22 protein-coding genes are annotated in these 25,221 nt (G+C 45.8%); 11 read left to right on the forward strand and 11 right to left on the reverse strand.

Going from position 1 to position 25,221, the window contains the following annotated elements:
* Nucleotides 1–5: 5 nt before the first annotated feature.
* The 6 genes from ACZ5NB_RS03390 to ACZ5NB_RS03415 all read right to left on the reverse strand — a co-directional run bounded on the left by ACZ5NB_RS03390 (nt 6) and on the right by ACZ5NB_RS03415 (nt 5,446).
* A complete protein-coding gene (locus ACZ5NB_RS03390; RefSeq protein ID WP_460231568.1) occupies nt 6–209 on the reverse strand; it encodes a hypothetical protein in 204 nt (67 codons plus the stop codon).
* Nucleotides 202–486: a helix-turn-helix transcriptional regulator gene (locus ACZ5NB_RS03395; RefSeq protein ID WP_344799454.1), complete on the reverse strand. Its 285-nt coding sequence runs from the start codon at nt 484–486 to the stop codon at nt 202–204. Before ACZ5NB_RS03395 ends, ACZ5NB_RS03390 begins: the two co-directional genes overlap by 8 nt.
* Before the next feature lie 168 nt (nt 487–654).
* A complete protein-coding gene (locus tag ACZ5NB_RS03400; protein WP_460231569.1) occupies nt 655–1,932 on the reverse strand; it encodes a type II toxin-antitoxin system HipA family toxin in 1,278 nt (425 codons plus the stop codon).
* Nucleotides 1,929–2,276: a helix-turn-helix domain-containing protein gene (locus tag ACZ5NB_RS03405; RefSeq protein ID WP_460231570.1), complete on the reverse strand. Its 348-nt coding sequence runs from the start codon at nt 2,274–2,276 to the stop codon at nt 1,929–1,931. The genes ACZ5NB_RS03400 and ACZ5NB_RS03405 overlap by 4 nt, the downstream gene beginning before the upstream one ends.
* A 1,024-nt stretch (nt 2,277–3,300) precedes the next feature.
* Nucleotides 3,301–3,975 carry a hypothetical protein gene (locus ACZ5NB_RS03410; RefSeq protein WP_460231571.1) on the reverse strand — a complete coding sequence of 225 codons (675 nt, stop codon included), beginning with the start codon at nt 3,973–3,975 and terminating at the stop codon, nt 3,301–3,303.
* Nucleotides 3,976–3,997: 22 nt separating this feature from the next.
* Complete coding sequence (locus ACZ5NB_RS03415; protein ID WP_460231572.1) at nt 3,998–5,446, reverse strand: TM0106 family RecB-like putative nuclease; 1,449 nt, start codon at nt 5,444–5,446, stop codon at nt 3,998–4,000.
* Nucleotides 5,447–5,574: 128 nt separating this feature from the next.
* Here ACZ5NB_RS03415 and mads1 point away from each other — a divergent pair, with 128 nt between their 5' ends.
* From mads1 to ACZ5NB_RS03445, 6 genes are read left to right on the forward strand one after another with little or no spacing between them, the layout of a single operon-like run.
* Nucleotides 5,575–5,757 (forward strand): methylation-associated defense system helix-turn-helix domain-containing protein MAD1, encoded by a 183-nt coding sequence (gene mads1, locus ACZ5NB_RS03420; RefSeq protein ID WP_460231573.1) that lies wholly within the window; start codon nt 5,575–5,577, stop codon nt 5,755–5,757.
* 6 nt (nt 5,758–5,763) lie between these two features.
* Nucleotides 5,764–8,541, forward strand: a complete 2,778-nt coding sequence (locus tag ACZ5NB_RS03425) for a class I SAM-dependent DNA methyltransferase (RefSeq protein ID WP_460231574.1) — start codon at nt 5,764–5,766, stop codon at nt 8,539–8,541.
* Nucleotides 8,542–8,543: 2 nt separating this feature from the next.
* On the forward strand, nt 8,544–10,595 hold the full coding sequence (locus ACZ5NB_RS03430; RefSeq protein WP_460231575.1) for a DEAD/DEAH box helicase: 2,052 nt from the start codon (nt 8,544–8,546) through the stop codon (nt 10,593–10,595).
* A complete protein-coding gene (locus tag ACZ5NB_RS03435; RefSeq protein ID WP_460231576.1) occupies nt 10,588–11,805 on the forward strand; it encodes a GIY-YIG nuclease family protein in 1,218 nt (405 codons plus the stop codon). Before ACZ5NB_RS03430 ends, ACZ5NB_RS03435 begins: the two co-directional genes overlap by 8 nt.
* A gap of 32 nt (nt 11,806–11,837) precedes the next feature.
* The gene (locus ACZ5NB_RS03440; RefSeq protein ID WP_460231577.1) at nt 11,838–12,671 is read left to right on the forward strand and encodes a hypothetical protein; all 834 of its coding nucleotides are present in this window, start codon (nt 11,838–11,840) and stop codon (nt 12,669–12,671) included.
* Nucleotides 12,668–15,913 (forward strand): DEAD/DEAH box helicase, encoded by a 3,246-nt coding sequence (locus tag ACZ5NB_RS03445; protein ID WP_460231578.1) that lies wholly within the window; start codon nt 12,668–12,670, stop codon nt 15,911–15,913. The genes ACZ5NB_RS03440 and ACZ5NB_RS03445 overlap by 4 nt, the downstream gene beginning before the upstream one ends.
* Before the next feature lie 28 nt (nt 15,914–15,941).
* Here the strand turns inward: ACZ5NB_RS03445 and ACZ5NB_RS03450 are convergent, their stop codons facing one another.
* Nucleotides 15,942–16,121 (reverse strand): hypothetical protein, encoded by a 180-nt coding sequence (locus ACZ5NB_RS03450; RefSeq protein WP_460231579.1) that lies wholly within the window; start codon nt 16,119–16,121, stop codon nt 15,942–15,944.
* A 540-nt stretch (nt 16,122–16,661) separates the two neighbouring features.
* Between ACZ5NB_RS03450 and ACZ5NB_RS03455 the strand changes: the two genes are divergently transcribed.
* Entirely contained in the window at nt 16,662–17,174 is a 513-nt protein-coding gene (locus ACZ5NB_RS03455) for an antirestriction protein ArdA (RefSeq protein ID WP_460231580.1), read from the forward strand.
* A 117-nt stretch (nt 17,175–17,291) separates the two neighbouring features.
* Entirely contained in the window at nt 17,292–17,588 is a 297-nt protein-coding gene (locus tag ACZ5NB_RS03460) for a hypothetical protein (protein WP_460231581.1), read from the forward strand.
* Here the strand turns inward: ACZ5NB_RS03460 and ACZ5NB_RS03465 are convergent.
* The 4 genes from ACZ5NB_RS03465 to ACZ5NB_RS03480 are packed head-to-tail and all read right to left on the reverse strand — an operon-like array spanning nt 17,585 to nt 19,964.
* The gene (locus tag ACZ5NB_RS03465; protein WP_460231582.1) at nt 17,585–17,860 is read right to left on the reverse strand and encodes a hypothetical protein; all 276 of its coding nucleotides are present in this window, start codon (nt 17,858–17,860) and stop codon (nt 17,585–17,587) included. The genes ACZ5NB_RS03460 and ACZ5NB_RS03465 overlap by 4 nt on opposite strands.
* A 13-nt stretch (nt 17,861–17,873) precedes the next feature.
* On the reverse strand, nt 17,874–18,200 hold the full coding sequence (locus ACZ5NB_RS03470; protein WP_460231583.1) for a hypothetical protein: 327 nt from the start codon (nt 18,198–18,200) through the stop codon (nt 17,874–17,876).
* Nucleotides 18,201–18,214: 14 nt separating this feature from the next.
* Nucleotides 18,215–19,552, reverse strand: coding sequence for a relaxase/mobilization nuclease domain-containing protein (locus ACZ5NB_RS03475; protein WP_460231584.1), 1,338 nt, complete (start codon nt 19,550–19,552; stop codon nt 18,215–18,217).
* A complete protein-coding gene (locus ACZ5NB_RS03480) occupies nt 19,536–19,964 on the reverse strand; it encodes a MobC family plasmid mobilization relaxosome protein (protein WP_460231585.1) in 429 nt (142 codons plus the stop codon). The genes ACZ5NB_RS03475 and ACZ5NB_RS03480 overlap by 17 nt, the downstream gene beginning before the upstream one ends.
* A gap of 531 nt (nt 19,965–20,495) precedes the next feature.
* On the opposite strand from ACZ5NB_RS03480, the gene rimP reads away from it, so the two are divergent.
* The 3 genes from rimP to infB are packed head-to-tail and all read left to right on the forward strand — an operon-like array spanning nt 20,496 to nt 25,188.
* Nucleotides 20,496–20,990 (forward strand): ribosome maturation factor RimP, encoded by a 495-nt coding sequence (rimP, locus tag ACZ5NB_RS03485; RefSeq protein WP_460232085.1) that lies wholly within the window; start codon nt 20,496–20,498, stop codon nt 20,988–20,990.
* A 12-nt stretch (nt 20,991–21,002) separates the two neighbouring features.
* A complete protein-coding gene (gene nusA, locus ACZ5NB_RS03490) occupies nt 21,003–22,511 on the forward strand; it encodes a transcription termination factor NusA (RefSeq protein WP_460231586.1) in 1,509 nt (502 codons plus the stop codon).
* A gap of 22 nt (nt 22,512–22,533) precedes the next feature.
* A complete protein-coding gene (infB, locus tag ACZ5NB_RS03495) occupies nt 22,534–25,188 on the forward strand; it encodes a translation initiation factor IF-2 (RefSeq protein WP_460231587.1) in 2,655 nt (884 codons plus the stop codon).
* Nucleotides 25,189–25,221: the final 33 nt, after the last annotated feature.

A 25,221-nucleotide genomic window follows, 5' to 3' on the forward strand; every position in this document is an offset into this window, starting at 1 on the left:
AGTTTTTAGAGGTCTGTAGGTTCGAATTCCGTGTGCTTTTCTGCAATTTTTATAGCACGGTTTAGGGTTTTAACTTTATCTTTTCTGCACTGGTATTCTTTTTCAAGGCGCTCGAATATCGGCAGGTATTTATCGCCATATCGTGCCACAATTTTTGCAGCCTGATGATACGCTCTCTTAATTTGTGCCAAGCTTAATTGATCACTCATGCAGCCCCCTCTGGTGATAGAGGTGTGGGCACTTAATCCATTCATGCAAATCTTTCAGGTAAAACGCCTCGCGAATACGCTTACCTGTGGAGGATAATGTTCTAGGTTTGGGGAATGTGCCGCAATCAATGCGCCTTAGTATTTCGTGTTTAGGGATACCGCATAAGCGAGCGGCAAGCTTGAGAGGGATAAGCGCATTGCTTTGGATCATAAGCGCCGCTGTTACCTGCGCTTCAAAGTCTGCTTTAATGCTTTTGCCATTTAATAACTCATCCATGGGGCTTTCCTTTTCAAAGGAAGCGGTAACAGCCATATGCTGCATCGCTTCCTTGCACCCATGTTTGAAAATTAGCCACGTGCCTGCTGGTGACAGGTAATCGCTTTCTCAGAATTAAGCCACGTATCTATTAATATCATACGTGTTGTATCTTAATTATTCGTTAACTTACTTTGTGGCTTCGATCTTAAAATCGCCCTGAAGCTTACCCCAATGTGTTCTAAGCCCATCTTTATGAGCATCATCCATCGGTAGTGCTTTGAGTGCTTCAGGCCAAAGCTCCCTAGCTTTTGCCATGGTGTCTTCCAAGTGCGGCTTTATTGCCCTCCACGGAATACCCGACTTATCTGCCCATGACTGAAAATGCGCCATGGTAACGGTATACCATTCTTTGGTTTTACCGAGGTTGAGCGCATATTGGGTTTCATTTTCGATATAGACATTGGTTGTAACGATATCGTATGCAGGAGACAGCCGTGGCGTAATCTTATCGGGATATAGAAAGCTCCAGTTCTTGAGATGCGCATCCCCATTCGCCAAGAGAATATTCACCAGCAATCGCCTTGCGAACTGCTGTGCGTCGGCAAGGCCGTCGCCAGAAAAATCATAAATGACTTTGCCGATATTCTCATAATTTGCCGAAGTGTATTTTTCGTGCGGGTACTTCACCAGAATTTGCGCAAAGTCTTCCATGTGGATGCGTTGATCATCCGCGCGATCAAATCGTTTGATGGCAAAGGCCTGCTTTTCATCGGGTAAGTTAATTTGTGGCAGGTTGTCGAGCTTATCCAGCTCGACCAATTTGATCTCAGGAATGTCAACGCCAACGAGCCCCGCCAGCGACATGGAGGTATATTCGTTCAGTGGCACAAACTTGTGCTTTGTTGAGGGCGTTTTGATGATCCAGTCACCCAGCACGTTACCCTTCGATAAGTTATAGCGCCCATCCTTTTCCTTCATGGAAAACTTCATTTGCACGCCAGCCAACGAAAACTTGTTTTCTTGAGTGACCTTATCGAACTTAACGGCCTTAGCTTTTCCGTGCGTGCTCAGGACATAATCAGGAACATCTTCAGGCTCCATTGGCATGGCTTCGATTGCCCCCGGCAAATCTTCGCCAAGATACGAGAGAATGTGAAATTCATTATCTACGTGCACCTTCAGGCCTTGTGCGATCAGCTCACGTAATGATCCCTCTGGTAGCAAGTTTGAAAGTACAGGATGCAGCCGTTGATTCCGCGCCCATGGTGCAGCCATGAGCTTGGCCGCATTCGGAAACGCGGGATGAGTAATCAGGCTGAATATCGGGCGATCAGGATTGTTTTTAAATGAGTCTGCAATACTCAATACATTGCGGCCATTTTTAAACCCTGCGAGATAGCCGATCAGCACGCCATGAATTGAGAGCTGTAGAACATTTACTTCATCATTGCTATCTGTGCTCATTCATTCTCTCCCAGCAAACCCTGCCATGGATCATCGGCCAGTGGGTTATTGTGTTCTTTTCCCGCCTTGCTTGGCTTGGTTGCTGTCCCAGTTGATGACCCAGACTGCAAAAGAGTATCTTCGGCCAGTACTGCCAGCACAGCATTCAATTTTTCTTGTGGTATTAGAAGCAATTCACTTTTAAGCCCCTTAGCGACTAGCTCAAGAGTATCAAGCCGTGGGTTGCCCTTGGATTCCAAGCGCTGATATTGCTGGCGCGATATACCAACGCGCAGCATCATATCGTGCTGCTTGAGTTTCAATGCGATACGGCGTTTTTTGATCTGTTCGAGTAGTGAATTCATAATGAAACGTATATGTTGCTATTTGCCATTAAGAAACATATTAGTTTCTTTTTGTGGTTTTGGCAACGTATAAGTTGCTTTTACGTGGTTAAAGCATATTAGTTGTAAAAAGAAGCATATATATTGCTTTTATCGAGATGCTTCTATGTGCTGCTGTTCGCTTATTGTGTTGTGCCAAAATTCGCTTATTGTGCTTGTTTTTTGAAGAAAGAGCGGGCGAGCCAAATCTCAAAGCCCTAAATACCCCCAGCCAGTTTTCCCGATTTGCATAGCAAGGAGCGCAGAGCGCCACGGAAAACTGACTGGCCGCCAAGCCCACCCTATATGACCTGATGGCAATGCCATCGATCATCCGACTGCCTCGATGATGATTCAACATCGCGCTTGTAATAGACATCGGCAGTCGGTAAACAGGCAGTGGGCGCGGAGCATTAAAGAGTAAACTTCTGCCCTTGGGGCAGGCCTCAGTATCACCGTCATCGTGAAGATGGGACAAGAGTGAGTAGGAATAAATTGCTGCAATTCAGCATAGTTCCGCTATTGGCGCGGCTTTACGATGACCGCAAGATGTGTGCGTGTAGTACAAAATCAGAGATTTTTCCCTCCCCGCACCTATCTTGAGAAGGACGTTGCCCCGTCCGTTCTATCCTCAGGCGGCGCTCTAAGCATCGAATTATCATTCTCTGGCAAGAGCTTATCTGGTGCGCAATCCATAGTGATTGGTATGCTGCACCAGCGAACGATTGGCCGTTCGATCACCACTTATGGGAGCCTCCGAGCTACCCCTAAGAACCCCATGGGCAAGGGCAAGATTTTGCTCTCCCCTTGCATCCCCATCAACCAGAAAGGAGACGTTAGCTCTCCCTTCATGGACTTCCCATCAATCAAAGGGGCATGTCATAGCCCCTCATGAACTCCCTCGACCAACCCTGCGCGGATTGGATGCCGTAAGCGTTTCGACGCTTAACCACGACCACTGTTTCGCCAGTGGAGAACGACCAAGGTGCGACCTTGGATGCGTTACTTAGATCAAGATAGGTGTTAGCTCTTCACGTACAGACTTTATCAGCTTGTCAATGTCGCTATCAGAAAATGCATTATTATTGCGAAGGCCGTTCAAACCCTCGTCAATACGAGCTTGAAGACTGCTCCCCAAAATTAGCTGGTTATAGTCGTCTATCAAAGGTTCAAAATAAGCAAAGCTTTGCTTCTGGAACATCATCTGATATTCGTCGATCAAATCGCCTTTCGCTTCATGTCCTGTAAAAGGGTCGATCATCTTTGGCAGATATACGATATTCCAAGGCGCAGTGAAGGCGAATATATTTTTAGTTCGCCCAAAAATATGGGACACCTGATAATTACGTATCGGTTCATACTTTGCACTTTTGGTCTTGGAGTAGCCAGTCATATCACGAATAACTAAGGTCGGTTCTTTATTGTTGGTCGGGTCAATTTTTACATTGTCATTGCTAAAAGCGAGACGGTAAAACTCTTGAAATAAATGGCTACCATTCGAATTCCTGCCGAAGCCCCGCATGAATACAGGTTCGTTATTTACTATTCGTTGCTTTAACTGCTCCCAGCCTTCTTTTGCTTTATCTTTTGGCGCATAAATCGTCTCGCGTAGGCCAAAATCGAAGAACTGATCTTTATCTATATAGCCCTCTGAAAAGAAGCGTTCATATGAATCTCGCATTTAGTACAATAATCCTGTAGTTTTAGATGAACCTGTTTCGTAGCCATTCTTCCAGCCGTCGCGTTGCAATCACATCATCGCGGTTATAGCCCAGTATTTCGGCCTTTAACTGAGCTTTCATTTCTGGATTGTTTTCTGCCAAAAATCGGTTGAATTGAACCACCGACCATTGCGAGCCTGAGTTGTCATCTTCCCATTGAAAATTGACTAAATCTTTGTGCTTGCAAATGTCCTTCAGGCCATAACCTTGTAATGGCAATACAAGGCTATCGAGCACAGGCTTTTGCATATCAAATAGAGGGCTTTCTTCACCAAGCAAATACAGGACGGTTTCATTGCTCTCCATGTCATATCGCTTAGCGTAGCTTCGTATCGTTGTGCGTTCGTGCTGCGAATAGTGAGCAAGTACCAAATCAGCATAGCGCTCACGGTATTCTTCGATTTTGGCAAGGAACTCCATCCAGCCTTGTCTATCCTGCTCGGCAGTATCCGTCCAAACATATTCGAAATCAGCGTTGCTAAAATCAGGTACTAAGAAACCCCAAAGATACACATGCTTTTCGCCGTTCCCCGTGAGCGGATTATCTTCGATATCAAAATGTACCCAGTGACCATCGGGAAGGCTCACGGGCGCAATTTGATGCACTTCGCCACTGAAATAGGATTGTGCCTGCAATATGGCACGCTGCTTCTTTTCATAGCCTTTGAGATAAGGCACATCGGGCAAGCTTTCAGGCGAGCTTGCGGCTAATTCCGATATCGTACTAATACCGTGTTTTTCCAGCCCATCGGCGGCACGGCCTTGCACACCGTAAAGCAGTGAAATTTCTTCCTTCGCCTCAAAGGCAGGTTTGCAATGCGTGTAATAAGGGCATGCGCGGCATTTGCTATGGCTATAGCGAACCAGTGGCTCTGTATCACTTGCCAGTAGCTCCCGCATTTCGGTGACAAACTGGTTGGTGAGAGGGTTCGTTTCGTCGTCAATTTCAGCGGTATCACCATCACCCAAGAATACGATGGCAGGCAAACTTGCATTGAGCATTCGACGGTAAAAGCCAAGCTGCACCTGTATTTCCTTTTTATCTTCGCTGAGGGATAGCTTGGCATCGGCTGGCTGATACTCGCCACTGGCATGACGAATTAAGAAATCAGGGTAGCCCACAAGTAGATTTTCTTTGTCGAGCAATTGGGCTTGGTAAATAACGTCAACACCCTCGGCCATAAGCCTTTGCGTATCTTCTGGTGAAGTGGCCGTATGCACCGACTTTTCTTTCATTAGCTGGGTTAGTACCGCTTGCTCATGAGCAAGGCCAAGCTCAATGATCAAAGCCTCAAAGGCATCCTCTGCTTTTTCAACTTCCAGTTCGCCCAAAGCCTCGGGATAGTTATCCAGCCATACACGGCGCGCGCACAATGCCCAAGAGCTGGCATCGCTTGGCTTGATATAGGCTTGGGTTGGCGCGTTGTTCATCTAAAGTCCGTCTATTCGGTTGGCTGCAAACAATTTAGTGCAGAAACTCCAACAATCATAGGTGTTTTTGGTTGTTCCTTCCTCTATTTTCCCATATTCTCCCCTAAGCTATGAGGGCGATACATGCTATGACTGATCAAATATTGACCTTAAAAGAGGTCGCGGCGTACTTAAAACTCGCTGAGAAAACCGCCTACAAACTGGCAGCAGCAGATAAACTGCCCGGTTTTAAGGTTGGCGGGAGCTGGCGCTTCAAAAAAGAAGATATTGACCAGTGGATTGAAGAGCAAAAGAACATGAATAAAGGGTAAAACCACTTGAACGCAGTAGAAATAGAAGAAGCCATATCGTTACTCGCTGAGCAAGACTTTGACTCAGCTAGTTTCCCGTATGCGTTTTTAGAGGCGTTCGGAAATAAACCCGCCACCATTAAACGCCTAAAAAGCGGCAATACGAACTCCTCAGATATCGATGGCGGTGTTTTACAGCGAAATAACATCCATATCGCCACGTGCAGTGAGGGTGCGGTATCTGAAACGCTTACTCGGTTGAAAGAAAGTCCTGCAACGGTCAAAGGCAAAGCAAAGTTTGTAGTTGCCACAGATGGAATTGACTTTGAGGCTGAAGATTTAACCTCCGACGATCCGCCAGTGGTATGCCGCTTCAACGAATTTCCCGATCACTTTGGCTTCTTCCTGCCTTTGGCAGGCATTACGACCGTTAAACAAATCCGCGAAAGTTCATTTGATATAAAGGCAACTGGGCGTCTTAACAGGCTTTATATCGAGCTGCTTAAAGACAACCCTGAATGGGGCACGGAAGAACGCCGCCATGATATGAACCACTTCATGGCTCGCTTGATTTTCTGCTTCTTCGCAGAAGATACAGATATTTTCAATGGCGAGGGACTGTTTACCAAGACCATTGAGCAGATGAGTGAGCGGGACTCTTCAAATACGCACGAAATTATGAGTGAAGTATTCCGAGCAATGGATACTTCGATTGAAGATAGAGCTAGCACTAACCTGCCACGATGGGCAGATACCTTCCCTTACGTGAATGGCGGCCTCTTCTCGGGTAATACAGATGTTCCGCGTTTCAGTAAGATTGCGCGATCTTATCTTATTCATATCGGGAATTTGGACTGGACGAAAATCAATCCTGATATTTTCGGCTCGATGATCCAAGCGGTCACGGATGAAGAAGAGCGTGGCGCTCTTGGCCTGCATTACACCTCAGTGCCAAATATTCTAAAAGTTCTGAACCCGCTATTTCTTGATGACCTTCGGGCGAAACTAGAAGAGGCTGGTGATAGTCCTCAAAAGTTACTCAATCTTCGCAAGCGTATGGCGAAAATACGCGTTTTCGATCCTGCCTGTGGTTCAGGGAATTTCCTCGTTATCTCCTATAAAGAAATGCGAGCAATTGAAGCAGAGATCAACCAGCGTAGAGGTGAAAGCGGCAGGAAATCAGATATTCCCCTAACAAATTATCGGGGTATTGAACTTAGGGATTTTCCTGCTGAAATTGCTCGTCTGGCCTTGATAATTGCGGAGTATCAGTGTGATGTCCTTTATCGTGGTCAGAAAGAGGCGTTGGCGGAATTACTGCCTTTGGATGCGATGAATTGGATTATATGTGGCAATGCTCTCCGTTTGGATTGGCTCCACATATGCCCGCCTACTGGCTCGGGGGTCAAAGTACAAGGTAACGACCTATTTGGTGCTCCTTGTGATCAAGTTGAGATTGATTTTGTAAACGAAGGTGGAGAGACATATATATGCGGGAACCCCCCATATGTTGGCAGCTCAAAGCAAAGTGCTGAACAAAAAGGCGATATTCAGCATGTTTTTTCCCGATATACGAAGAAATGGAGATCACTTGACTTAGTTGCTTGTTGGTTCAAGTTGGCATCAGACTATTTTAAAGCCACAGATGGCTGCTACGCTTTTGTAAGTACGAATTCCATTTGTCAAGGTGAGCAGGTTCCAATTTTATGGCCGATTATCTATGAAAATGAAATGGATATTTACTTTGCTTACACATCATTCAAATGGGCAAACTTAGCATCGCACAATGCTGGCGTAACAGTGGTGATCGTTGGTGTTGGTAATCAAAAAAAATACAAAAATAAAACTATCTTTCACGTTGACCGTGAAGGTGTGTCCACCTCCAGTTCAGTGATAAATATCAATGCATACTTAATTTCGGGAAAGAGGATAATTGTAGATACTATCAGTAAAGCTCATGATGAAAGAGGCTTTATGATACGCGGCAATATGCCGACTGATGGAGGGAATCTTCTATTAAATGAGGCTGAAAAACAGTTTTTAGAAAATAGTAACGTAGATGCCTCTCCATACATTAGAAAATTCATCGGTGCTCAAGAGTTGATTAAAGGTCTAACTAGGTATTGTATCTGGATTGAAGATCATCAAATAGAAGAAGCTAAAAAGATACCTGAAATTCAAGGTCGGATAGAAAAAGTACAAGAGTCTAGGCTTAATAGCAGTGCTGCATCAACAAGAGACTATGCCCAATACCCACATAAATTTCGTCAAATTCAAGGGATATCCAAGAGCAACTGCATTGTTGTGCCACGCGTAACATCAGAAAATAGGGATGTGCTTCCCGTAGATTACTATGACAGTAATACAATTGTTGGCGATAGAAATTTTGTTATTTGCGATGCGCCGCTATGGAATTTATCTCTAATAGCTTCAAGGCTGCACTGGGTTTGGATCGGAGCGGTTTGCGTGCGGATGCGAACCGATTTTTCATATTCCAATACCCTTGGTTGGAATACGTTTCCTGTCCCTCAACTTACCAAGAAAAATAAAGAAGATTTGACCAAATGCGCAGAAGACATTCTTCTCGCCCGCGAAGCGCATTTTCCCGCCACCATTGCCGATCTCTATGATCCTGAAAAAATGCCAGATAATTTGCGCAGAGCACACGAGCGCAATGACGAGGTATTAGAGCGCATTTACATTGGACGTAAGTTCAAGAATGACACTGAGCGCCTTGAAAAGCTCTTTGACCTCTATACAAAAATGACTAAATCCACTTCCAACTCTAAGAAAAAGGTATCTTGAGCATGACGGAGCATAAATCTATACCCTCAGTATCTGTTAACTATGCTAGCAATGGCAGCTCAAAGAAATCGAATGAGTTGGGCATGCGCGTGATGCAAGAGCGTGCTTATGAAAAGCGTGGTGAACAATATCTTTTAATTAAGTCTCCACCTGCTTCTGGTAAGAGCCGTGCTCTCATGTTTATTGCTTTGGATAAGCTGAACAATCAGGGGGTTAAAAAAGCCATTGTTGTCGTTCCTGAAAAATCAATTGGTTCAAGCTTTAACAATGAGCCACTGACAAAATACGGTTTTTATTGGGATTGGGAAGTTGTACCGAAATGGAATCTTTGTAATGCGCCAGGTGAAGATGGCGGTAAGGTAAATTCTGTAAAGGCTTTCCTTGATAGCGATGACCAAGTGCTTGTATGTACGCATGCTACCTTCCGTTTTGCAGTAGACCGTTTTGGTGTTCCCGCCTTTGATGATTGCTTGATAGCAGTGGATGAATTCCACCATGTGAGTGCTAATCCAGATAACAAACTGGGTGCGCATCTAGGCGATTTTATTACACGAGACAAAGTTCATGTAGTCGCCATGACAGGCTCGTACTTTAGAGGCGATGCCGAGGCTGTTCTTTCCCCTGAAGATGAAGCTAACTTTGAAACAGTAACTTATACCTACTATGAGCAGCTTAATGGCTATGAATATTTAAAGTCGCTGGATATTGGCTACTACTTTTATTCAAGTGGCGACTATACGCACGAGATTAGAGAAGTTCTTGACCCTTCAGAAAAGACCATCGTGCATATACCTCATCCCGCATCCAGAGAAAGTCAGAAAGACAAGTATTCCGAAGTCGAACGCATTTTCTCGGCACTGGGCGATTGGGAAGGTTCAGATGAAGATACTGGCTTTCAGCTAATTAAAACGAGCGAAGGAAAGCTGATTAAGGTTGCCGATCTGGTCGATGATGATCCAAAGCGTGACAAAGTATCAGCAGCGCTCAAACGCCCAGAGGCCAAATCGAACAGAGATTTTGTCGATGTGATTATCGCGCTTGGCATGGCGAAAGAAGGCTTCGACTGGGTGTGGTGTGAACATGCGTTAACGGTTGGTTATCGCTCCAGCCTTACCGAAATCATCCAAATTATTGGTCGTGCAACCCGTGATGCCGAGGGTAAAACTCGCGCTCGATTCACTAACCTGATTGCTGAGCCTGATGCATCGGAAGAAGCGGTTACTGACGCAGTGAACGATACCCTTAAAGCCATCGCTGCCAGCCTTCTAATGGAGCAGGTGCTTACGCCTAAATTTAACTTTACGCCGAAAACACCAACCAGTGGCCCACAAGAAGGCTTTGATTACGGTGAGGAGGGCTATAACCCAAATGGGAATAATGTAGGTTTCAACGAAGATACAGGCCAGTTCCAGATCGAGATTAATGGCTTGGTGGAGCCGAAGAGCGATAGTGCTAAACGTATTTGTCAGGAAGATTTGAATGAGGTGATCACAGCATTCGTTCAGGATAAAGCCGCTTTGGAGCGAGGCTTGTTTGATGAAGAAGTCGTTCCTGAAGAACTCACGCAGCTCAAGATGGGAAAAATTGTTAAAGATAAATACCCAGAGCTTGATGCGGAAGACCAAGAGGCTGTTCGCCAGCATGCAATTGCTGCGTTAAACATTACACAACAAGCGAAAGATATCGCCAATGATGGTGCAGATGGTGAGGCCTCGGCTAACACAGCGTTTGTAGATGGCGTTCGAAAGTTCGCTATGGACGTGCGGGAGCTGGACGTTGATTTGATTGATCGTATCAACCCATTCAGCGAAGCCTATGCGATCCTCGCTAAATCGATGGATGAAGAAAGCCTTAAGCAGGTGAAGGCAGTTATTAACTCCAAAAAAGTTAAGCTCACCGAAGAGGAAGCACGTGAGCTAGCAACGCGTGCGGTTCAGTTCAAACGTGAACGAGACCGATTGCCTGATATCACAGCCGCAGACCCTTGGGAGCGTCGAATGGCAGAAGGCATCGCTTTCCTTCAACGGAAAGTAATGGAGGAAAGTAATGGCTGAGGTAAAACAAGAAAAAACTAACCAAGAGCTTTTGGCTGAACTTGGCGTAGAGGTTAAGCAAGAAAAGAAAGCGGCCAGAACACCAAAAGAAGAGCGCATCATCGCAGGCTTTGAGGAAATTCAGCGATTTGTAGAAGAGCATGGGCATGCTCCAGAGCATGGTGAGAACAAAGATATATTTGAGCGCTTGTATGCCACAAGACTGGATCAGATTCGAAAGCAGGAAGAGTGTCGCACTCTCGTTGAAGAAATTGATCATCAAGGTCTTTTAGCTGGCAGCTTGCAAGTGGCTGAGCCACCAGCCGAATACAATACGGATGAAGAGCTACTAGCTGAGCTAGGGATTGAGGCACCAAAAGAAGGTGATATCACCTACCTAAAACATGTGAAATCTCAGGCAGATAAAAAAGCGGCGGAAGAGATAGCTAACCGCACTCCGTGTGAAGACTTCGATAAATTTAAACCGTTATTCGATAAGGTTCAAAGCGATTTAAAGCATGGACTTGTAGAAGCTAAATTGCTCAAAGATCAAAAAGACCGCGATTACATGGCCAAAATCGAACAAGGCGATTGGTTTATTGTAAATGGCCAAAAGGCGTATGTTGCCGAGTTTAGTAAAGAACGCAATCACGGCTTTGATAAGAACGACTATAGACTTCGTGTGATCTACGACAATCGCACGGAAAGTGACTTGCTATTGCGCTCACTTCAAAAAGCTCTCTATGAGGATGAGGCAGGTAGAAGAATTGTATCCTTGTCGGCTGGGCCGCTATTCGATGATGTTGCGGATGAAGAGGATTTAGCAAGCGGCGTCATCTATGTGCTTCGTAGTAAGTCAGATAACCCGGTTGTTTCCCAAAACCGAGATGTTATTCATAAGATTGGAGTGACAGGCGGGAAAGTCGAAAAGCGTATAGCGAATGCGAAAATTGATCCTACCTTCTTGATGGCTGAAGTAGAGGTCGTCGCTACATACGAGCTATTCAATATAAATCGCGTGAAGCTGGAAAATCTTCTCCATCGGTTCTTTGAAAACGCAAAGCTCGATATCGAAATTGCCGACAGGTTTGGAAATCCTGTTTCACCCCAAGAGTGGTTTTTAGTGCCACTGTTTATTATTGATGAGGTGGTTGAAAAAATTAAGGATGGGAGTATAGCTGATTATGTATATGATCATAATAAAGCTGAACTGACACAAGGTGCGGATTGAAACAATGTATATTTTAGCCATCAGTAGCCGCAGTGAAACAAAAAGGATTTATTCACATGCCTTTGCCTGAAGCAACGCTTAGCTACAGTGTTGATAGTGCGCCCGTGATAGCTCGTGGGATGGCCTATAATGAAGAACAACTTGATGAGGCAATCAATGGCTCTGTTAAAGACTTGCTGCTTGATACAACAGGGACTGCTGAGCTAAATGACATGCTTGCTGGTCTAGCTTCCACTGAGTTTGAACAAGATCAAATAAGTCAGTTGTTACAGGCAGAACCTGAACCCGAAGATTGGTTAGTAGGTGAAGCTCTTGCCGAAGCTTATGTCGCAGACAATGAGAATTGCACTTTCCCTTGGCCGACGAGCAGAGACCTGAAAAACCCTGAAGCTAGCCCTGCTGGGGCAGACTTGACAGGTTTTCAAGAGACGGGCGATTCTGAAAACCCATACAGATTTGCTTTTGGTGAGGTAAAAACATCCAGCGATGAAAATTATCCGCCTAATGTCATGTACGGTCGAACGGGATTAAAAAATCAGCTTGAGGGATTAAGAGATTCTTACCCAACAAAGCAAAGTCTGATTTTATATCTTGGGCATCACGCCATAAATGCATCATGGCGATATATGTTTGAAAGCGCTACAAAGCGATATTTAAGCTCTGAGTATACTGATATTGCTATTTTTGGGGTTCTGATTCGTGATGTAGAGCCTAATGAATCAGACCTTTCATATCGTGCGACCTCTCTAGCGAATGGTTGTCCTGACTTAACGAGTATCGCGCTTTACGCCTTGTATCTTTCAGAGAATGCAATTTCTCTATTGGAAGCCAAAGCACAACAAGCTTTGCAAGGGAGTGAGCCATGACACTTACCTTGCACGATCTTGAAAATATCGATCAGCACTGGGCTGTACAAGCAATACCTAGTGACATGCTAGCCAGAGTATTTGAGGCCGCTGATGAGCGATTAATTAGGTCTGCGTTAGGCCAGATTCTGCATAACGCTGTTCAGTCAGAGGTGACTGATAAAGATATAGAAAATGTTGCAACAGCCTATGAAATGGCAGCTATTGAGGGCTTGTCAGCAGTATTGCGTTCATCACAAGGTGAAGAGAATGCTGCGCTAAAAAACCAAGCTCAAGCTGGCGCTCATAAGGCATTTGGTTTGTATCGCGTTCTGCCAATTCCGACCAATACAGATTTTCGAATATTTCATACACTGCATCTGGCTGGTCTGGCGTATTGCGGTGAGCGTTGGACAGATTTGAAGCGCTGGTTTTCTGATTCCCCAGAAGCCATTGCAATACCTTCTGTGGCCGATGTTCAGTGGGATAAACGATTGCTATACAGGCTGTTTGACTGCTGGATTCGGCTGCTACGGAAAAATAGTTGGGATGATCTAGACCAAATTTCAGAAATAGTTCTTGGTTTACGTAGAGATCAATCCCGCTTTGAATCTCTCCTAGTCGAAGACCGATCTGGAACAGCAGGTAAAGCTACTGCTTTACAATTGATTGCCCTATACCATTTTGCCAAAGCCACTGAAAGACTTGCTGTATACATGCTGCAAGGTGAGCCAGTAGCCATTGATTCAGAACTTGACCAACATTTTGAGGCAGCGGTGAAAGCTGCTAAGAGTAGTCGTGATGTACAGTTAGAAATGGTTCTGAATTGGCTTCATTTAGCTAGTCGGAAAATGGCTGAGGGTTCTTTATGGTGGGTTGCTCATACCGTAAATTCAAGAGTGACGAGATTTGTTAATCATGTAACAAAACATCAGGGGATGTTTGAGCTTTTGCCTCCGCAAAGAGCAGCTTTGCAGGAGCAAGGATTACTCGATCAGGCAAGTAGAGCTGTTATTGTGAACCTGCCTACATCAGGCGGGAAAACACAGTTGTCTCAATTTAGGATGCTGCAAGCGCTGAATCAGTTTGATCAAGATAATGGCTGGGTCGCCTATGTTGCGCCAACACGCGCTCTAGTTTCACAGATTACTAGAAGACTGCGTTCAGATTTTGAGCCTTTAAATATTCATGTAGAGCAATTGTCGGGAGCTATTGAGGTTGATGCCTTTGAAGAGGCTCTTTTGGGAGAGCAGCGCGCATTTCAGGTTTTGGTTGCGACCCCTGAAAAATTACAGCTCGTAATGCGTAACAAGAAAATTGCTCGACCTCTGGCATTAGTTGTGATGGATGAAGCTCATAACATAGAGGATGAACAACGCGGTCTTAGAATAGAGCTGCTTCTTGCAACGATCAAACAGGAATCTCCAAGAGCAAATTTCCTTCTAATGATGCCTTTTGTTCCTAATCCAGAAGATTTAGCGCAGTGGCTAGCTGCTGATAGAGGCAGAACAATTAGCTTGGGAACGACCGCATGGCAGCCTAACGAGAGATTGGTTGGTATGTTTGATGTCACTCCTTTTGACTCTGACAGAGGTGAAAGGCAAGGCGATTGGCACCTGAATTTCGAAACACTGACAACGACTCAAAGAACCATTCATTTGCGTGGGGTACATGAGATTAATGGCGTTAGACCACTCAGTGCGCTTAATTTCTCAACGGTTCGAGGTAGCCTCTCTGCTCAAGCTGTCGCCATGGCAAAATCATTCTCGCATCGGGGCACGAGCATCGCTGTTGCTCAAAAAATACCGGATGTATGGAGTATTGCCAGAAAAGTAGCCGCAGAGCTTCCGGCTTTTGAACAAGTGCCTAGTGAGGTGGCACTTGTTCAGCGATTCTTGGCGACAGAAGTGAGTGAGGATTTTGAGCTTATTGATATGCTGTCCAAGGGTGTAGTGGTTCACCATGCAGGATTGCCAGCAGAAGCCTTGGCTTTAATAGAGTGGCTAACCGAAGTTGGTCATGTACGTGTGATGTGCGCGACTACAACGATTGCGCAAGGTCTGAATTTCCCAGTTTCATCCGTGTTCTTGGCGACTACGAAATATCCTTACGGTATTCCAATGTCTCATCGCGCTTTCTGGAATTTGGCTGGGCGTGCTGGACGAATAGGTCAGGATAGCGTTGGAATCGTAGGCATCGCAGCAGGTAACGATCCTAATGCCGTGCGGCAATATGTCAGTGACGCAACTGGAGAATTAATTTCTAGGATGGAGTCGCTGCTTGATGATTTGTATGAGACTGGGGAGCTAAACAATCTTTCCGTATTAATAATGCAAGATCAATGGGCTGATTTTCGTAGTTATATCGCCCATCTGTGGAATGAAAAGCGTAATTTAGATGTTGTTATTGGCGAGGCTGAACAAACGCTGCGTAATACTTTTGGGTTTGGTGCGCTGCGCGCAAAGAATGACGAGTCATCTCTTCAAAAAGCCGAAGCACTTTTAGAAGCAACTCGAAGTTATGTAAGAGTTTTAGCCGAGCATCCTGAAAATGCAACGCTGGCTGATGCAACTGGTTTCTCTCCTGAAGGCGTTCGTTCTGCACTATTAGAAATGGGACAGCTTGATAACAATCTCTCTAGTGAGAGTTGGGAACCATCTAGCTTGTTTGGTGATAGTAGTAATACAACATTACCAGACCTTATGGGCATTATGATGAAAGTTCCTCAGCTTAAGTCTAGTTTAGAGGAACTAACTGGCGACGGTGTGGGTTATAGGAAACTTGCTGACATTACTCAAGCGTGGGTATCTGGCAAAAGTTTGGCTGAAATCGCAGATTCATTTTTTGAAGGTGATGATTTTACAGTTAAGATTTCAAAAGCATGTAAAGCTGTATATCGAGACCTCGCTAACAATGCTTCTTGGGGTTTATCTGCATTAAGTAAAATGCCTACATCAGGTCTTAATTTTGAAGAAATGTCAGATGAGAAAAGAAGACAACTAAACAACCTTCCTGCGATGATTTATCACGGTGTTAAAACCGAAGAAGCAGTATTGATGAGAATGAGTTCAGTCCCTAGAAGTATTGCCGAAGCAACTGGAGCAGAGTTTAAGCAGGTTCATTCAGATAATTTTACGCCCAATGCTGCTAATGAGTATCTAAAATCTTTGCAGGCATCCGATTGGGATAGAATGAAACCACAATCCGCAACTATGTCTGGTCAGGATTACCAAGAAGTATGGAAAAAATTATCTGGATTGTGATCACCGTATCCGTTTAAGAAAAAATGCTTCAAGGGCAAGGTGCCCTTGAAGCCAATTCATTTTGAATATTCTCGATGGATGCGAGTGCGTTTCTTCTCTGATGGCTATCAGGCTTGCTTCTCGCCAGCTCATTAAAAGCCTTTCTATGTAGACCATAAAGCTCGTTCGTGTTTTTGGCTGCCAGTTCAAATCTTGTAATCAATTTCATTGTTACCTCCTGTTTTTGGAGGCCGTGACTGCCACGGCCTTTGTATGGCCGCGTGTTTGTGCAAAGTGACTGATCTGCACCTTAGGTCGCAATAATGTGAAGAAGCTTTACGCTTGCTGATCAATTGTCACGTTGCGCTAGTGGTAATGCTAAAAGGCAGTGCTGGTTAAGGGCTCAATCAGGCGGTGCTGATTGATTGAAAAATTTTGGGTAGTGCTAAAGCACGACTGCTTTGAAAGGCGTTGAAGGTTTTCGCTGCGCTAGGCTGAAAGTTCAATAAGGTGTGAACACTGATCGTGTTCACTTGACTCAATAATTACGTGCCCCTTTTGGGTAAACGTCAAAATATCACACAACTTGTCTCCATCAAGACATCCCCCTTCCTTCCGCGCCCGAAACGACTGGGCTTGTGCAGGTCGGGCGGTTCCCCCTGTCTGGATTGCGCCAAAACATGTGATCATACGCTCGCTTCTCTCGCTCCTTTGTCCGGGGTTTTCAACCCCAAAAGGGGATGTGTTTTTAAGATTAAGGAGAAAAGCAATGAGCGAAGAAATCAGAATTTATGTGGCATGTTTGGCAGCGTATAACAGCGGCTATTTGCACGGTGTTTGGATTGATGCAACCGCAGACATTGACGACATTCAAGACCAAATAAACAGCATGTTGGAATCCAGCCCTGTAGAGGATGCCGAGGAATACGCCATACACGACTTTGAAGGATACGGCAGTTATCGTCTGTCAGAATATGAAGGCATAGAAAGCGCGCACGAGGTGGCTTGTTTTATTGAAGAGCATGGCGAGATAGCCGCGGAATTGATCAGCCATTTTTCAATGCTTGAAGAAGCACAGAAAGCCATGGAAGAAGATTATCAAGGCGAATATGCGAGTTTGTCGGATTACGCGCAGGAAATCACGGAAGAAACAAGCGAAGTGCCCAGCCATTTAGAATTTTATATCGACTATGACCGCATGGGGCGCGACATGGAAATGAGCGGCGATATTTTTACAATCGAAACGGGCTATCAGGAAGTGCATGTTTTCTGGAACAGATAGTTATAATCTAAAATTCGTTGTCGAGTTATCGGCGACGAATTTTATTCAAACATTTGAAAATGTGTCACAGATATTGTTAGTTAAATAGATATAAAAAATAATATGGACACTTAAGTTATGAGCTATAAGAAAAACTCTGCATGGAACGACAAAAATGAAGTTGAATGCCTTCTGATATTCAAAGTCTTACAACAAGAAGGGTTCCCAAGAGGCAAGCTGTCTCGTCTCTGTCAAGAACTATCAAAAATTACTAATTTAAGTGCGGGAAGCATAAGTGCTAAAGTTTGTAACTACAAATCTATAGCCGGAGTAAACGCACCCTCTAATGCATCAAAAAACACCATGGAAATATTCGAAAAGTACGGCTCACTATCAATTCAAGAAATAGAAAAACTCATTGATAGAATGAGCTAATCCAGAGGTAAAAATTCTGGATGAGGCCAATTATAATTTTCACCTGAAGCGGTGGCGCGCTTATAGCGCTGAGCTATTTCACTAGAGCAGCATTCCATAGCGTAGCAATATGCAGAAACGGCGCTGTAAAACTCTGAGGTTTGCGGCTCGTGGTTGTGCTGGTTGCTTAAAACTTGCGCCATTTGACAGCCCAGAAGTCCTGCTTCCTCACTCAAACTCATAAGGCGCTCAGATTCTTTAATGATATCTGCCGTTTTAAATTGATAGCTCATAATTTTGTCCGCGCTAATAAGGAAAAACGCCAGTGAATGGCATTTTGCTGTTTAATATGGCCTGAATATCTTCAGGCAAATAAATCGCCGGATCGTCATAGCCGATCCGAATTTCAGAACTATTGAGCGGCATGAGTTCCATGCCGTCTTTTTTAATAGAAAAAATAAGCGTGTTGTGCGCAAGCCAGCGCCCATAACACACTTCATAGCCTTCGCTTTCGAGTAGTTCGGCGATTTCAGGCGTTTCAATTTTTCCGCCGCCGTCATCGTAGCCGAATTTTGAAAAGGCATGGCTCCAGTGGTATCGGTTTCCGCAATGTTCGCATTTATCACAAGCCATGCCATTGTCCTTTCTTATATCTCAGGCTCTAAATCCATGCCTTTGTCGTCATCACGCCTGTTTTGACGGTTTGGTGCATTGGTGTTTTGAGTGTTTTTGCTTTGTGTATTGGTTTTCGAACGATGAGCGTGTTTTGATTTTTCTTCATGCTTGGCAACATGAGAAAGATCGCGCACCAGCGCTTGGCGCTCTTTTTCCTGAGTATCACGAAGCAATTGGATTTGTGTTTGTAAGTTCTGGCGCTCGGTTAACTGCTTTTGAATCAGTTCCTCTTGCTGTTTACGATCACGCAAATGTGCTTGCCATGCTTCTTGTTCATTGCGTTTTCGTGTTTTCCAGTAGCGGCCATTGAGCTTGTCCCAAATGCCTTTAAAGCCTTTTCGGATTCTTGCGGATCGCTTCAGCTCTTCAGCTTGCCAGCGTTTTTGCTGATATTCCTTAAGGCTGGCGCGTACCGAGCGATGTTCATTGGTCAGCTTGGCCTTATCGGCAAGCAGAGGTTTGAGCTTTTCATTGTGTACGTTGTGCAATTCTAATTTATAAGAATCAAACAGCTTTGAAAGCTGGCCTTGTATGCCGTTTTTTACTTCCTGCACTGATGGCAGTTCCTTGGCACTACCAAGGCGCGCTTCTAGGGCTTGGGCTTTTTGCCCAAGCTGGCGCGTGAGTGAATACACTTCACCATATACATCTAAAGCCACAAAACCGCGTTTATCGCCTTTGGCTAAAAAGTAGCCTTTTTCACGAAGCGCATGCTCGAAACTGGTTTTGGTGTCGGATATTGCCCAGCATTCCTGAAGCTCACTTTTTATATCCGAGGCTTTGCGGCCAACGCGCTGCGCTTGCTGCCATTCGGCGCGGGTGAAGTTCAGCGGGTTTTTCTTGGTTTTGTCTTTGAAGCCTTCAGGCATCTTCCAGCCATGTTCGAGATAGAGTGACTTTGAAATATCATTGAGCTTTAGTTTTGGGTGCGAGATGTTGACCGCCTTCATTTCGTCCGTATTGATACGGCTCCAAACGCAGTGCGCATGGCGGCGGCCTTCCTTTTCATGGAAGACCACAACGCGGGGCTGGCCTTCCAGCCCCAGTTTTTGCTCCACGCGCTCCAGCGTTTTTTCAAAGGTCTCAATATCGACCTTTTCATCTTGAGGCGGGTTCAGGCTCAGGGAATACATGAATTGCTTGCACTTGGTTCCCTTGGATAGCGCATAGGCTTCATTCAATGCGCCAAGAACATCCTGTGCCATAAAGCCGCTCACCTCATGCACATTGACGTGCTCATTTTGCTCCCCGTTGAGCAGGTGAAGCGCCATTTGGCGACCGCCAGCGCGTTGATTACCCTTGAGGATCATCGTCATCCTCCTTTTCTGGCTCACTTTGGGGCTTGAGCCCCAATGCCTTAATCAGGGTGTCACGCATCCACTGGATGGCCGTAACAGACTCATTGAGTGATTCCACAACGTCATGATTGACGGGGAGAGAACCAGAATTAGCCGCCTTGGCGAGCTGGTTAATATTGGCACTAATGCGGGATTGGCCGAGCGCCCCAATGAGCTTGGCGATGGCCTTTTGATCAATATCAGCAGTTTCGCCACGCGTGCGCTTTTTGGGCATTTCGGGCATATCTTCTTTGAAGATCAGCCAGCGAATGTAAGCCGCCAGTGGTCTGCCTGCCGCAGCCGTCTCCAGCGCCTTGCGCTCTTCCTCTGTAAATCTCATGGAGAACGGAGGTGGATATTTGGTTTTTGGCGTTTTATCGTCCATTTAAAGCCCCTCCACTTGTCAAAATGGGGCTTTCGCCGTTATACTCCGCGCCCTGTGAAGCGTGGGCTCCCTCTAAGCTAGATAGTAACGCGCTGATATGTGGTGGCTTAGAGGCAATATCAAGGGCATTGACCAGCAGCTTAGACAGCGTTGGCAACCAGCCCCCGCTACCAATTTATTTCAGAGACCTAGGAATCTTGTAAGTTGTTGGCTTAAGTGCCCAGGCTGGTGATTCTCTAGACTCGGCGTTAGTTTGGCTCTATGCTAAACTGAGTTCTTTTCAGCAGGTTGAGCGTCGCTCAGTTGCTTGGTCGGTAAACGGTGCGTGTAGCCGTTTACGATGTCACAAGGCTTAGTTGGTCTTTGACTGTTGTCACGGCCAATAGAGGCATTCGTAAGAGCCCCTTTTTAGGGGCTTTTTCGTATCTCGCATGCTGAGCTTTGCTGAGCATGATCATGACCGCAGTCCTAGCGGTAGAAGTTTTAATGGGCGTAGGCCCATTTTTTGGTTTTAAACCGAGGTTTGTCATGGTGGGCGGTAATTCGAAGCACCTAACCGAGCTGTTGGAGCCTGTGGTCGAGTCCCTAGGGTGTCAGCTTTGGGGGTTGGAATACCACTCTGCAGGCAAGCGTCGGGGTATTTTGCGTCTATATATAGACAAGCAAGATGGCGTAGGTTTGAGTGATTGTGAGCGTGTTAGTCGCCAGGTCAGCAGTGTATTGGATGTGGAAGACCCTATTCAGGGGGAATACACGTTGGAGGTGTCCACGCCAGGAATGGACAGGCCTCTGTACACAATCGAGCAGTTCGCACAATTTGCCGGTGAGCAAGTTAAATTGAAACTCCGCGTACCATTTGAAGGGCGCCGCCTATTTGCGGGCTTATTGACTGGTACCGAGGAAGACGAAGTTAAATTAGTGGTCGACGATGAGGAATACCTTTTCCCTATCGAGTCCATCGACAAAGCAAATGTAGTCCCAAATTTTTCAAGCCCAAAGAGTGAGAAAAAGCTCAAAGGCAAGTAATGAGGTCAAGGCATGAATAAAGAAATCTTGCTGGTCGCTGACGCCGTATCAAACGAAAAAGGTGTCGATCGAGACGTTATTTTTGAAGCGATTGAAGTTGCGCTCGCTACAGCGACGAAAAAGCGTTACGACGAAGACTCTGAGATCCGGGTGATTATCGATCGTAAGACTGGTGACTATGAAACCTTTCGTCGCTGGTTGGTCCGCGATAATGAAGAAATGGCTGCCTTGGGTACTGAATTTACGCTTGAAGAAGCGCATGAAAAAGACGATTCCTTACAACCGGGCGATGTCTATGAAGAGCAGGTTGAAAACGTCGGCTTTGGACGTATTGCTGCACAAACAGCCAAGCAAGTTATCGTACAAAAGGTTCGTGAAGCAGAGCGAGCTCAGGTTGTTGAAGAGTACCAAGATCGTATCGGCGAATTAATTAACGGCACAGTAAAAAAAGTGACTCGCGATAATATTATCGTAGACCTTGGTAACAACGCTGAAGGCTTGTTGCCGAGAGACCAATTAGTTGGTCGCGAAATCTTTAGAATGGGGGATCGTATTCGCGCGATCTTGATTGAGATTTCTGCTGATGCGCGTGGCCCTCAACTCAAATTGAGTCGCTCATGTCCGGAAATGCTCATCGAGCTGTTCAAAATTGAAGTGCCAGAAATTTCGGAAGAAATTATAGAATTAAAGGCTGCTGCTCGCGACCCAGGTTCTCGTGCAAAAATTGCAGTGAATACCAATGATGGTCGTATCGATCCAGTCGGCGCCTGTGTCGGTATGCGTGGTTCACGTGTACAAGCTGTATCGAATGAGCTGGGTAACGAAAGAATCGATATTATTCTTTGGGACGATAACCCAGCACAATTCGTTATTAGCGCGATGGCTCCGGCCGAAATTGAGTCTATCGTGGTGGATGAAGATGCGCATTCGATGGATGTCGCTGTGGCAGAAGATAACTTGGCGATGGCCATTGGTCGTGCAGGGCAAAACGTACGGCTTGCCTCAGGCTTAACTGGTTGGGATATCAACGTCATGAGCGTTGAAGACTGGGAAGCTAAACAGCAGGAAGAGACCGGTAGCGTTCTTGAAACGTTTATGCGTGCTCTAGATGTTGATGAGGACGTTGCTGAAGTGTTAGTTGAAGAGGGTTTTACTACCCTAGAAGAAGTTGCCTACGTACCGCTGGAAGAAATGTTGGCGATTGAAGGTTTTGATGAAGAAATTTCGGAAGAGCTCCGCGCGCGTGCAAAAGACGCGCTGTTAACTCAAGCGCTGGCGAGTGAAGAGAAACTAGATGCGCTAGAGCCGGCGGATGACCTGCTCAACATGGAAGGTATGGATAAACAAACGGCTTTCCAACTAGCGAGTCGTGGCATTGTGACCATGGAAGATCTTGCAGAACAATCTGTCGATGAATTGTTAGAAATCGAAGGTATTGATGAAGAGCGTGCTAGTGCATTGATTATGAAAGCACGCGAACCCTGGTTTGCTGAAGCAGAAGCTTCAGAGGGTAATCAATAGGTATTAAGACTGGGGAAAAAACATGGCAGAAGTAACAGTAAGCGAACTCGCTAAATCGGTCGGCGCCTCCGTCGATCGATTGTTGAGCCAGATGAAAGAGGCTGGTTTAGCTCATGAGTCACCAGACCAAGTCGTTTCCGATGCAGAAAAGCAAGCCTTGCTAGCGTTTCTGAAAGACAGTCATGGCGAGACGGCGGCAGCGACGCCAAAGAAAATCACGTTGCGTCGTAAAACGACGACAACCTTAAAAACCGGTAGTGGAAGCTCTCGTAAAACCGTAAACGTTGAAGTGCGGAAAAAGCGTACCTACGTTAAGCGAGAAGAGTCAGAAGCGGAAGAAGCGCCAGTTCAAGCGCCAGCCCCAGAGGTTGAAGCCGCTCCTGTTCCTGAGCCCGCTCCGGTTGAAACGCCAGAGCCAGTTGAAGCGAAAGTAGAAGCTGAGCCGGTCGTAGAAGAGCCTCCGAAAGAAGTACCTGCTAGCGAGCCATCATCGTTCGTCGATGAAATCGAGATGAAGCGTTTGGCCGCTATTAAAGCGCGTCGTGAGGTAGAAGAAGCTGAGCGTGTCGCGGCTGAAAAAGCAGAGAAAGAAAAAGCAGAAAAAGCTGCCCAAATTGCATCAGCTAAAAAAGCGCCAGCATCAGAAGATTCAAGTGAAGAAGATCGCAAGCATCATGCTAAACGCAAAGAGCGTCACGAAGAAGATGATGCAGAAGAAGTTCGTCACAAGAAAACTAAAAAAGCGCCGGGCGCGGGTCCTAAAAAAGCCAAGCGTATCGATCTGTTAGTTGATGAAGCGTTGGCTGAAGAAGAAATCGACGATGCAGATGCAACGGCGGCAGATCTGATTCCAACCGAACGTAAAAAACCCAAAACGCCAATCAAATTGGTCAACAAACATAAGTTTAAGATGCCGACCAAAAAGATTGTTCACGAAGTGGAAATACCCGAAGCTATCTCTGTTTCTGAGCTAGCTCAACGCATGACAGTAAAAGGTACTGAGGTTGTTAAGCGCCTGATTAAAATGGGTGTTATGGCAACTATCAATCAATCGTTAGACCAGGATACGGCTCAGCTACTCGTAGAAGAAATGGGGCATACGGCCAAATTAGTCTCTGGCAATGAAGTAGAAGAGAAGCTCGAAAAAGCGATTACCGTCGAAGGTGATCAAGTTTCCCGTGCGCCAGTGGTTACTGTGATGGGCCATGTTGATCATGGTAAAACCTCATTGCTCGATTATATCCGTGAATCAAAAGTTGCTTCTGGTGAAGCCGGTGGTATTACCCAGCACATTGGTGCATACAGGGTGAAAACAGGCCATGGTGAAATCACCTTCCTGGATACTCCTGGACACGCCGCGTTTACATCGATGCGGGCGCGTGGTGCTCAGTGCACGGATGTGGTTATTTTGGTTGTTGCCGCTGATGATGGCGTGATGCCACAAACCGAAGAAGCGGTTCAGCACGCGAAAGCAGCAGGTGTGCCGATTGTTGTAGCTATCAATAAGTGCGATAAAGAAACCGCTGATCCGGATCGTGTTAAAAACGAATTGGCAGCGAAAGACGTTATTCCCGAAGATTGGGGCGGCGACACGCAGTTTATTCAAGTGTCTGCCCATACCGGAATGGGAGTTGATGAGCTGCTGGACGCGGTGTCGCTACAGGCCGAAATGCTTGAACTTGGCGCCGTTGAAAATGCACCAGCGCGCGGTGTGGTTGTTGAATCGCGGCTAGAAACAGGTCGCGGCGTTGTGGCGACCATGTTGGTACAACAAGGCACCTTAAAAGCTGGCGATATTTTGTTGGCTGGTCAGAGCTTTGGTCGTGTACGTGCGATGACAAACGAATTGTTGCAAAAAGTAACCGAAGCGGGCCCATCAACACCAGTCGAAATTCTCGGATTGGACTCTGCTCCTGCAGCGGGTGATGAGTTTGTTGTTGTCCCTGACGAGCGGAAAGCGCGTGAAGTGGCTCTCCATCGTGGGGAAAAAGAGCGTGAAGAGCGTTTGAAGCGTGCGCAGGCTGCTAAATTAGAGAATATGTTCTCAAGCATGGGCGAAGCAGATAAAAAAGTGCTCCCAGTTATTTTGAAAACGGATGTTCGTGGATCTCTCGAAGCCATTCAAGCAGCCTTGCTTGATATGGGTAACGAAGAAGTGCAGGTGAATATTGTCAACGCTGGTGTTGGTGGCATTTCCGAAAATGACATTAACCTTGCTATCACCAGTGGCGCAATTGTGATCGGCTTTAACGTACGTGCTGAGTCGTCTGCTCGAAAGCTCGCTGAAGTAGAGTCGGTTGAAATTCGTTATTACTCGATTATTTATCAACTAATCGATGAGGTGAAGAGCGCCCTCAGCGGTATGTTGGCACCTGAGCGAGTCGAGGAAATTGTCGGTATTGCCGAAGTACGGGATGTCTTTAGGTCACCCAAGTTTGGCCAAGTGGCTGGCTGTATGGTGGTTGAAGGTACTGTGTATCGAAGTAAACCTATTCGCGTGTTGCGCGACAATATCGTGATTTTTGAAGGTGAGCTGGAATCATTGCGTCGCTTTAAAGACGATGTCAATGAAGTGCGCAACGGTACTGAATGTGGTATCGGTGTGAAGGACTACGACGTAAAAGTTGGTGATCAAATCGAAGTGTTTGATGTAAAAGAAGTAGCGCGTGAGCTGTAATCCGGCTGCGCGTTCTTGCATAGCCGTGCTATT

This window comes from Aurantivibrio plasticivorans, from assembly GCF_055392955.1.

What these genes read in the sequence shown, in the direction of transcription:
- ACZ5NB_RS03390 (WP_460231568.1), bottom strand. Translation starts at nt 209, where the DNA reads ATGAGTGATCAATTAAGCTTGGCACAAATTAAGAGAGCGTATCATCAG.
- ACZ5NB_RS03395 (WP_344799454.1), bottom strand. Translation starts at nt 486, where the DNA reads ATGGATGAGTTATTAAATGGCAAAAGCATTAAAGCAGACTTTGAAGCG.
- ACZ5NB_RS03400 (WP_460231569.1), bottom strand. Translation starts at nt 1,932, where the DNA reads ATGAGCACAGATAGCAATGATGAAGTAAATGTTCTACAGCTCTCAATT.
- ACZ5NB_RS03405 (WP_460231570.1), bottom strand. Translation starts at nt 2,276, where the DNA reads ATGAATTCACTACTCGAACAGATCAAAAAACGCCGTATCGCATTGAAA.
- ACZ5NB_RS03410 (WP_460231571.1), bottom strand. Translation starts at nt 3,975, where the DNA reads ATGCGAGATTCATATGAACGCTTCTTTTCAGAGGGCTATATAGATAAA.
- ACZ5NB_RS03415 (WP_460231572.1), bottom strand. Translation starts at nt 5,446, where the DNA reads ATGAACAACGCGCCAACCCAAGCCTATATCAAGCCAAGCGATGCCAGC.
- mads1 (WP_460231573.1), top strand. Translation starts at nt 5,575, where the DNA reads ATGACTGATCAAATATTGACCTTAAAAGAGGTCGCGGCGTACTTAAAA.
- ACZ5NB_RS03430 (WP_460231575.1), top strand. Translation starts at nt 8,544, where the DNA reads ATGACGGAGCATAAATCTATACCCTCAGTATCTGTTAACTATGCTAGC.
- ACZ5NB_RS03435 (WP_460231576.1), top strand. Translation starts at nt 10,588, where the DNA reads ATGGCTGAGGTAAAACAAGAAAAAACTAACCAAGAGCTTTTGGCTGAA.
- ACZ5NB_RS03445 (WP_460231578.1), top strand. Translation starts at nt 12,668, where the DNA reads ATGACACTTACCTTGCACGATCTTGAAAATATCGATCAGCACTGGGCT.
- ACZ5NB_RS03450 (WP_460231579.1), bottom strand. Translation starts at nt 16,121, where the DNA reads ATGAAATTGATTACAAGATTTGAACTGGCAGCCAAAAACACGAACGAG.
- ACZ5NB_RS03455 (WP_460231580.1), top strand. Translation starts at nt 16,662, where the DNA reads ATGAGCGAAGAAATCAGAATTTATGTGGCATGTTTGGCAGCGTATAAC.
- ACZ5NB_RS03460 (WP_460231581.1), top strand. Translation starts at nt 17,292, where the DNA reads ATGAGCTATAAGAAAAACTCTGCATGGAACGACAAAAATGAAGTTGAA.
- ACZ5NB_RS03465 (WP_460231582.1), bottom strand. Translation starts at nt 17,860, where the DNA reads ATGAGCTATCAATTTAAAACGGCAGATATCATTAAAGAATCTGAGCGC.
- ACZ5NB_RS03470 (WP_460231583.1), bottom strand. Translation starts at nt 18,200, where the DNA reads ATGGCTTGTGATAAATGCGAACATTGCGGAAACCGATACCACTGGAGC.
- ACZ5NB_RS03475 (WP_460231584.1), bottom strand. Translation starts at nt 19,552, where the DNA reads ATGATCCTCAAGGGTAATCAACGCGCTGGCGGTCGCCAAATGGCGCTT.
- ACZ5NB_RS03480 (WP_460231585.1), bottom strand. Translation starts at nt 19,964, where the DNA reads ATGGACGATAAAACGCCAAAAACCAAATATCCACCTCCGTTCTCCATG.
- nusA (WP_460231586.1), top strand. Translation starts at nt 21,003, where the DNA reads ATGAATAAAGAAATCTTGCTGGTCGCTGACGCCGTATCAAACGAAAAA.
- infB (WP_460231587.1), top strand. Translation starts at nt 22,534, where the DNA reads ATGGCAGAAGTAACAGTAAGCGAACTCGCTAAATCGGTCGGCGCCTCC.